The 5548-nt window shown below is 62.3% G+C and carries 11 protein-coding genes; all 11 read left to right on the top strand.

Going from position 1 to position 5548, the window contains the following annotated elements; translation table 11 throughout:
- The coding region (locus tag ACREPD_RS21540) for a transposase domain-containing protein (RefSeq protein ID WP_431601183.1) at positions 1-801 on the top strand (801 nt) is incomplete at its 5' end.
- On the top strand, positions 801-2024 hold the full coding sequence (locus ACREPD_RS21535; protein ID WP_431601182.1) for an AAA family ATPase: 1224 nt from the start codon (positions 801-803) through the stop codon (positions 2022-2024). The genes ACREPD_RS21540 and ACREPD_RS21535, both read left to right, overlap by 1 nt.
- Positions 2024-2242, top strand: coding sequence for a hypothetical protein (locus ACREPD_RS21530; protein WP_431601181.1), 219 nt, complete (start codon positions 2024-2026; stop codon positions 2240-2242). Before ACREPD_RS21535 ends, ACREPD_RS21530 begins: the two co-directional genes overlap by 1 nt.
- Positions 2239-2532, top strand: coding sequence for a hypothetical protein (locus ACREPD_RS21525; RefSeq protein WP_431601180.1), 294 nt, complete (start codon positions 2239-2241; stop codon positions 2530-2532). Before ACREPD_RS21530 ends, ACREPD_RS21525 begins: the two co-directional genes overlap by 4 nt.
- Before the next feature lie 24 nt (positions 2533-2556).
- Positions 2557-3006: a hypothetical protein gene (locus tag ACREPD_RS21520; protein WP_431601179.1), complete on the top strand. Its 450-nt coding sequence runs from the start codon at positions 2557-2559 to the stop codon at positions 3004-3006.
- Positions 3007-3013: 7 nt separating this feature from the next.
- Positions 3014-3646: a DUF3164 family protein gene (locus ACREPD_RS21515; protein WP_431601178.1), complete on the top strand. Its 633-nt coding sequence runs from the start codon at positions 3014-3016 to the stop codon at positions 3644-3646.
- 1 nt (position 3647) lies between these two features.
- On the top strand, positions 3648-3920 hold the full coding sequence (locus tag ACREPD_RS21510; protein WP_431601177.1) for a hypothetical protein: 273 nt from the start codon (positions 3648-3650) through the stop codon (positions 3918-3920).
- Positions 3920-4636, top strand: a complete 717-nt coding sequence (locus tag ACREPD_RS21505; protein ID WP_431601176.1) for a DUF2786 domain-containing protein — start codon at positions 3920-3922, stop codon at positions 4634-4636. The genes ACREPD_RS21510 and ACREPD_RS21505 overlap by 1 nt, the downstream gene beginning before the upstream one ends.
- On the top strand, positions 4623-5051 hold the full coding sequence (locus tag ACREPD_RS21500; protein WP_431601175.1) for a gp16 family protein: 429 nt from the start codon (positions 4623-4625) through the stop codon (positions 5049-5051). The genes ACREPD_RS21505 and ACREPD_RS21500 overlap by 14 nt, the downstream gene beginning before the upstream one ends.
- A complete protein-coding gene (locus ACREPD_RS21495) occupies positions 5048-5299 on the top strand; it encodes a hypothetical protein (RefSeq protein ID WP_431601174.1) in 252 nt (83 codons plus the stop codon). Before ACREPD_RS21500 ends, ACREPD_RS21495 begins: the two co-directional genes overlap by 4 nt.
- Positions 5299-5548: hypothetical protein (locus ACREPD_RS21490; protein ID WP_431601173.1), on the top strand; the 250-nt coding region annotated here is incomplete at its 3' end. The genes ACREPD_RS21495 and ACREPD_RS21490, both read left to right, overlap by 1 nt.

Here is a 5548-nt window from a genome sequence, read left to right as displayed (position 1 = left end):
CTGTGCGACCGCATCGCAAAGCACCCGGCGTTCGCTGGCGCCTATACGGGCAACAAGCCGGATGCCAAGCCGGAGAACTACGGCAGCAAGGCCATCCCGCTGGAAGAGTTCGTGCGGGTAGTTAACGAAGAAATCGCGGCCCACAACGCCCGCGAGGGTCGCCGCACGCGCACGGCCGCCGGCCGCAGCTTCGATGCAGCCTTCCAGGAGAGCTACGCGAGGTCGCCGATTCGCAAGGCTACGCCAGAGCAGCTGCGCGAACTGCTGTTGTCCACGGATGTCGTCACCGGCGACCGCCGAGACGGGTCTGTGCGCCTGTCGGGTAACCGTTACTGGAGTGAGGCTATCGCGGCCTACGCCGGCCAGAAGTTGATGCTCCGCTTTGATCCAGAGCAGCTCCACCAGGCGGTACAGGCATACACCCTGGCGAACGTCTACATCGGCCAGGCCGAGTGCATCGCGGCGGTTGGTTTCGCCGATACGGGCGCTGCACGTGAACACGCTCGCGCCAAGAAGCAGTACCGGACAGCAAACCGGCAGCAGCTGGCTGCCGAGCGCCGAATGGACGCATCGAAGGTCGCCGCGCAGCTTCCGTCTCCTATGCCCGAAGAGCTGCCCCCGGCTGGCGTGATCGCACCGATGTTCGGCCGCCGTAAGGCGCCGGCACCTGCCCCTGCCGAAATGGAGCATCGCCGCACCGGCACCGATGACAACGAGAGCGCCTTCATCTCGCTGATGAATGACATGGCCAGCCGCAGCAATGCGACTTCTCTCTGGAAGGCACCGAAGGATGAAGCGTGATGCAGGCCGTCGAACTGAAAACAGGATTCATGAAGCGCCGGGTGTACCTGGAGCGCTTGGCCAAGGAGGGCTCCCACCCAGCTCGATATCGATCTCAAGCCCGTATCCAGTCCGGGGTTGATACGAGGGTAAACCCTCGCGGCACCGCACCAGGTGCCGGATTGGAAAGGCGGAAACAACGCCTCGCCCGATTTAAACGCCAGCCACTGAAACCGCAGCACCCCAGCCATCCCAAGGAAATCGATACGATGAACGTCAGCGCCCTACCGACCGCCCAGCTCGAAGAAATCACCACTGAGCAGCTGTCAGACCTGCGTGAGCGCATTCGCGCGGTCGCGGAGGACGATAAGAGCTACTCCCAGGCACGCATTGCCCGCGAAGCCGACCTCAGTACGGCCACCGTCTCGCAGTTCCTCGGCGGCTCCTACAACGGCAACCTGCAGAACGTTGGCCGCAAGCTCACCAACTGGCTCAAGGCCTTCGATGAGCGCAACAGCACCGGGAAGCTCCCGGAAGGCCCGGAATGGGTGAAGACCCAGACGGGCGAGAGGATCATCGCAGGCCTGCGGTACGCCCAGATGGCCTCTGACATTGTTGTGATCTGCGGCGGCGCGGGTGTGGGCAAAACCAAGGCTATCGACCGCTATCGCCAGCAGACCCCGAATGTCTGGCACGTCGAGCTGACGCCGGCCACGGGCAGCGTGCTGACCTGCCTGCAGGAAATCGCACTGTCCATGGGCCTGCGCGACCTCACCAACTCCAGTGCCTACCTGCAGCGCGCCATCTTCGCCAAGGTACGCGGGACCAATGGTCTGCTGGTGCTGGACGAAGCGCAGCACCTCTCGGTCCCGGCGCTGGATCAGGTCCGTGCGATCAACGACCAGGCAGGCATCGGCCTGGTTCTGTGCGGCAACGAGCGGGTTTACCAGCAAATGAGCGGCGGGAACCGCGCCGCTTACTTGGACCGCCTCTACAGCCGAATTGGCAAAAAGATCGTGTTGCGGAAGGCGAGCGTGGCCGACGCCGACGCAATCATCACGGCGTGGGGCATTGAGGACACGCCATGCAAGGAGCAGATCCGCTCCATTGCAGCGATGCCTGGTGCGCTGCGGGTGCTGAACAAGGTGCTGCGCCTGGCGGCCATCTATGCCAAGGCGAACAACCGCCGCATCTGCTGCGACTCGATCAAGTACGCAGCCCAGGAGCTGGGAGTGCTGGGCTGATGGCAAGACCTTACTCCCGCATCACCGCCGACCTCATCAGCGCTGTGGATGCCATCAGCCAGCTCGGTGCCAGCGAGGCGCTGCGGCGGCGCTGCCACGTAGTCAAGGCCATTGCCGCAAGCGGCAAGCCCGTTAATTCCCTGACGGTTGGTGAGCTGCTCCAGCTCTCCAACTGGTCCAAGCAGTTCAACAACCCCCCTAGGGAGATTCCGGCATGAGCATCGCAGCGAAGGTTGTTCCGACGTTCGTGGACCTGCTGAAGGCAGCACAAGGCGCCGTGGGCCAATTGGCAGATCACGGCTGCGTGCCGCGCTCGATCTCGATCAGCGGTGGTAAGCCGTTGATCGTCATTGATCCGCCGCGTGACCACACCTTCCTGGTGGGCGTTCAGCACGTTCGCAAAGGCGGTGGGCAGATGGTGAAGCGCACCGTGATGGCCGCTCCGTTCCATGGCTGTCAGATCGAGTGGGAGGTCTGCACCCCCACCGCCATCCGGACCCACCACTGACGCAGCGAGAGGCAACGAGAAGTCATGAAGAACACCCGTTTCACAGACCACCAGCGCAGTGAGGTGCAGCGCCGCATCCTTGATGAGGCATCTGCCTCGGGGGGAATGATCACGGCGGTCCAGCTGCGTGAGCTGCTGAATGACATCCCCGCCGGGGAGCGGGCGCAGGCGGTGGTCGCCTTGCAGCAGCAGGGCCAGCTGGAAACTACGGGCACAGGAGCGGGTGCGATTCACGCCCTGATCCGCCTGAACACCAGCTCGCCCGTAGCCCTGCTGGAGCCGGCGAACAGCGCAGTCGGAAGCCCTCGCCAGGATGACCCTCTGGCACTGCGCAATCGCCTCAAAGCGATCAGCCAGGACCTCGATGAAGCACTGGTGGACGCCTGTTGCATCGAGCTGCCCCACGCGGCAATTCAGAACCTGCTCACAGCCAACCGGGCCACCCGCGCAGCAGCCAGCAGCCTCAGCGACTGATCACGAAATGGAGAGCAACACCATGCAATGCACCATTGACATTCCGGCCGGCTACCGGCAGGACGCCAAAGGTAATCTGATCCCCGAAAGGAATATCCGTCCCATTGATCAGGCCCGCGATGAGCTGGTGGCCGAGTTGGCCAGCGAGGCAAAGCGCCTTCATGCACAGCTCGCGGCGTTCAAGATCCGGGCGCACGCCGACATCGCCGCCTTCATTCAGCTCAGTGCGGAGGAATATCGGGTGTTTATCGGGGGAACAAAGGGGAACGTCACCCTCCTGGCCTTCAACGGTAGCTACAAGATCATTCGTCAGATTCAGGAGAGCATCCGTTTCGATGAACGCCTCCAGGCGGCAAAAGCGCTGATCGATGCCTGCTTGGTCGAATGGACGGAAGACGCATCCCCGGAGGTTCGCGCGATCATCAATGATGCGTTCCGGATGGACCAGCAGGGCAACATCCGCACCGGCCAGGTGCTTTCGCTGCGGCGGCTTCAGATTGAGGACGAGCGGTGGCAGCGCGCCATGGTGGCAATCGGTGAGGCCGTCCAGGTCGTGGGCAGTAAAGCCTACGTCCGCGTCTACGAACGCGACGATAAGGGCAAGTATCAGCCGATCACGCTCGATATGGCGGGGGTCTGACATGGATGACTCCAAACCGGCCGCTGCGGTGATAGAACTGGCCGCCCAGATCGCAGACAAGACCGTACGCTGCGACATCGAGCTGTTCTGCCGGGATACTTGGGTTGACGGGGTCCAGTACTTCGATGTCACCGCGCCCCGCCTCTTCGGCGAAGACCTCACGATGGTGAGAGATGCGCTGGAGTACATCCAGCTTCGGGGAGACGTCTTCCCCTGGGCGATGCAGCGCCATCCACTCCACCCGCAGTGGGTTCGATTCGAGGAAAAGGCCTGATGGACATCGCGAGCGCCCTGCGCAAGATTCAGGCATGCCTGCGGATGGCAGGCTCAAGCAACCCGACCGAAGCCGCGACCGCGCTGCGCCACGCGCGGACCTTGATGGACAAGTACGGGCTTAGCGAAACGGACGCGAAAACGCTGGAGGTGTGTACCACCGAAGCGCCAACAGGGTACCGGGGAGGCATGATCCCCCAGTCCCTGGTGGCGCTGGCCAACCTGGTCGGCGACGGGTATCGCTGCACTGTGGTAATCAGCCGCCGTAGCCAAGTCGTGGTGCGCGACTGCGCGTTGAGGACCAAAGGGACAACGGTAGTTCTCTTTCACGGCCTTGGCACCGACTCCGAGGTGGCGGGCTACGCCTATGCGGTCCTGCGTCGTCAGTTGCAACTCGGAAAGCAGGCCCATACCCGCCGTATTCGTAAAAAAGAGAACAGATACCGCCGAGGGGAAGAGTTTGCACTCGGATTTGTCGGCGCGCTTCGCCGCCTCTTTCCCCGGGCGGAGATGCCAGAAGGTCGACAACTCTTGCTCGATCTGGCCCTCAAGCAGCGGTACGGCCATCTTGAGTTTAGTGGTGGAACGGTCATCAAATCGGGACGGGCTACGGAGCGCGATCGCCGAGCAGGCTACGAGGCTGGCTCGCGCGCTCAGCTCAATCAGGGTTTGGGCGAAGGACAAAGAAAGCTGGAGTTGCTGAATGACCCCGCGTAGAGACCCCAGAAGGGCGCAGATCGCCAAGATTCATCTTGCTGCCAATCAGCTCGGCCTGGACGACAGTACGTACCGGGAGCTGTTGCTTCGGATCACAAACAAAGATTCGAGCGCCGCGATGTCCATCCAGGAGCGAGATCAGGTTATTCAGGAGCTGAAGCGACTCGGCTTCAGCGATGCCCGCAAGCAAGGTGGCGCCACGATCTTCCCTGGGAGGCCGGAGAACGTAGACAGCGTCCCGATGCTGAAGAAGGTCGAGGCGTTGCTTGCTGCCGGTGGGAAGCCATGGAGCTACGCCACTTCAATGGCCAAGCGCATGTTCAAGGTTGAGCGGCTTGAGTGGTTGAAGGCTGACCAACTCCACCGATTGATCGCTGCGCTCCAGATCGACGCAAACAGGAAGAGTAGGAAGTGACCGCACAGGAAGACTTTCAGGCACTGGAGTCGGCAGCAGATGCCGCGCTCAGGATCACCCTTGAACACGTAATGCAGCTGTCATCGCCGCAGGTGGTGCCGTATCTCACGAACGTGGTGGCTATAGGCGTCGAGCTGCTAAGGGCTGGCGGCACGGAGGATGCGTTCGTGCACGCATTCCTCAGCAGCGCCTTGGACAGCCTGGATGCGCCGCCCGCGCTCTCGATGAAGGACTTTCGGAGAAACTGATGAAAGCGACATGTCCCGAATGCGGCGCACAGGGCCACGTGAATGCGTTCTTTGTCGAGGAAGACGGCAAGCGGCTGGCCGTAACCTTGGCCGGCATGCAGCCGGAGTTGGGAAAGGCCGTGCTGGGCTACCTCGGCTTGTTCAAGCCTGCCAAAACATCGCTGCGACTGTCTCGCGCCGCCAAGATCGCCCAGGAAGTTGCTGGCCTGGTCGAAGCTGGCCATGTCTGCAAGGACGAGCGATCTGGGG

This window comes from Stenotrophomonas sp., from assembly GCF_050737075.1.
GTDB lineage: Bacteria > Pseudomonadota > Gammaproteobacteria > Xanthomonadales > Xanthomonadaceae > Stenotrophomonas.
Note: the sequence above shows the minus strand (reverse complement) of the source record. Positions and strands in the feature narration are given on the sequence as shown.

Excerpts from the sequence above, each read along its gene's own strand:
- ACREPD_RS21535 (WP_431601182.1), top strand. The coding sequence starts at position 801 with ATGCAGGCCGTCGAACTGAAAACAGGATTCATGAAGCGCCGGGTGTAC.
- ACREPD_RS21530 (WP_431601181.1), top strand. The coding sequence starts at position 2,024 with ATGGCAAGACCTTACTCCCGCATCACCGCCGACCTCATCAGCGCTGTG.
- ACREPD_RS21525 (WP_431601180.1), top strand. The coding sequence starts at position 2,239 with ATGAGCATCGCAGCGAAGGTTGTTCCGACGTTCGTGGACCTGCTGAAG.
- ACREPD_RS21520 (WP_431601179.1), top strand. The coding sequence starts at position 2,557 with ATGAAGAACACCCGTTTCACAGACCACCAGCGCAGTGAGGTGCAGCGC.
- ACREPD_RS21515 (WP_431601178.1), top strand. The coding sequence starts at position 3,014 with ATGGAGAGCAACACCATGCAATGCACCATTGACATTCCGGCCGGCTAC.
- ACREPD_RS21510 (WP_431601177.1), top strand. The coding sequence starts at position 3,648 with ATGGATGACTCCAAACCGGCCGCTGCGGTGATAGAACTGGCCGCCCAG.
- ACREPD_RS21505 (WP_431601176.1), top strand. The coding sequence starts at position 3,920 with ATGGACATCGCGAGCGCCCTGCGCAAGATTCAGGCATGCCTGCGGATG.
- ACREPD_RS21500 (WP_431601175.1), top strand. The coding sequence starts at position 4,623 with ATGACCCCGCGTAGAGACCCCAGAAGGGCGCAGATCGCCAAGATTCAT.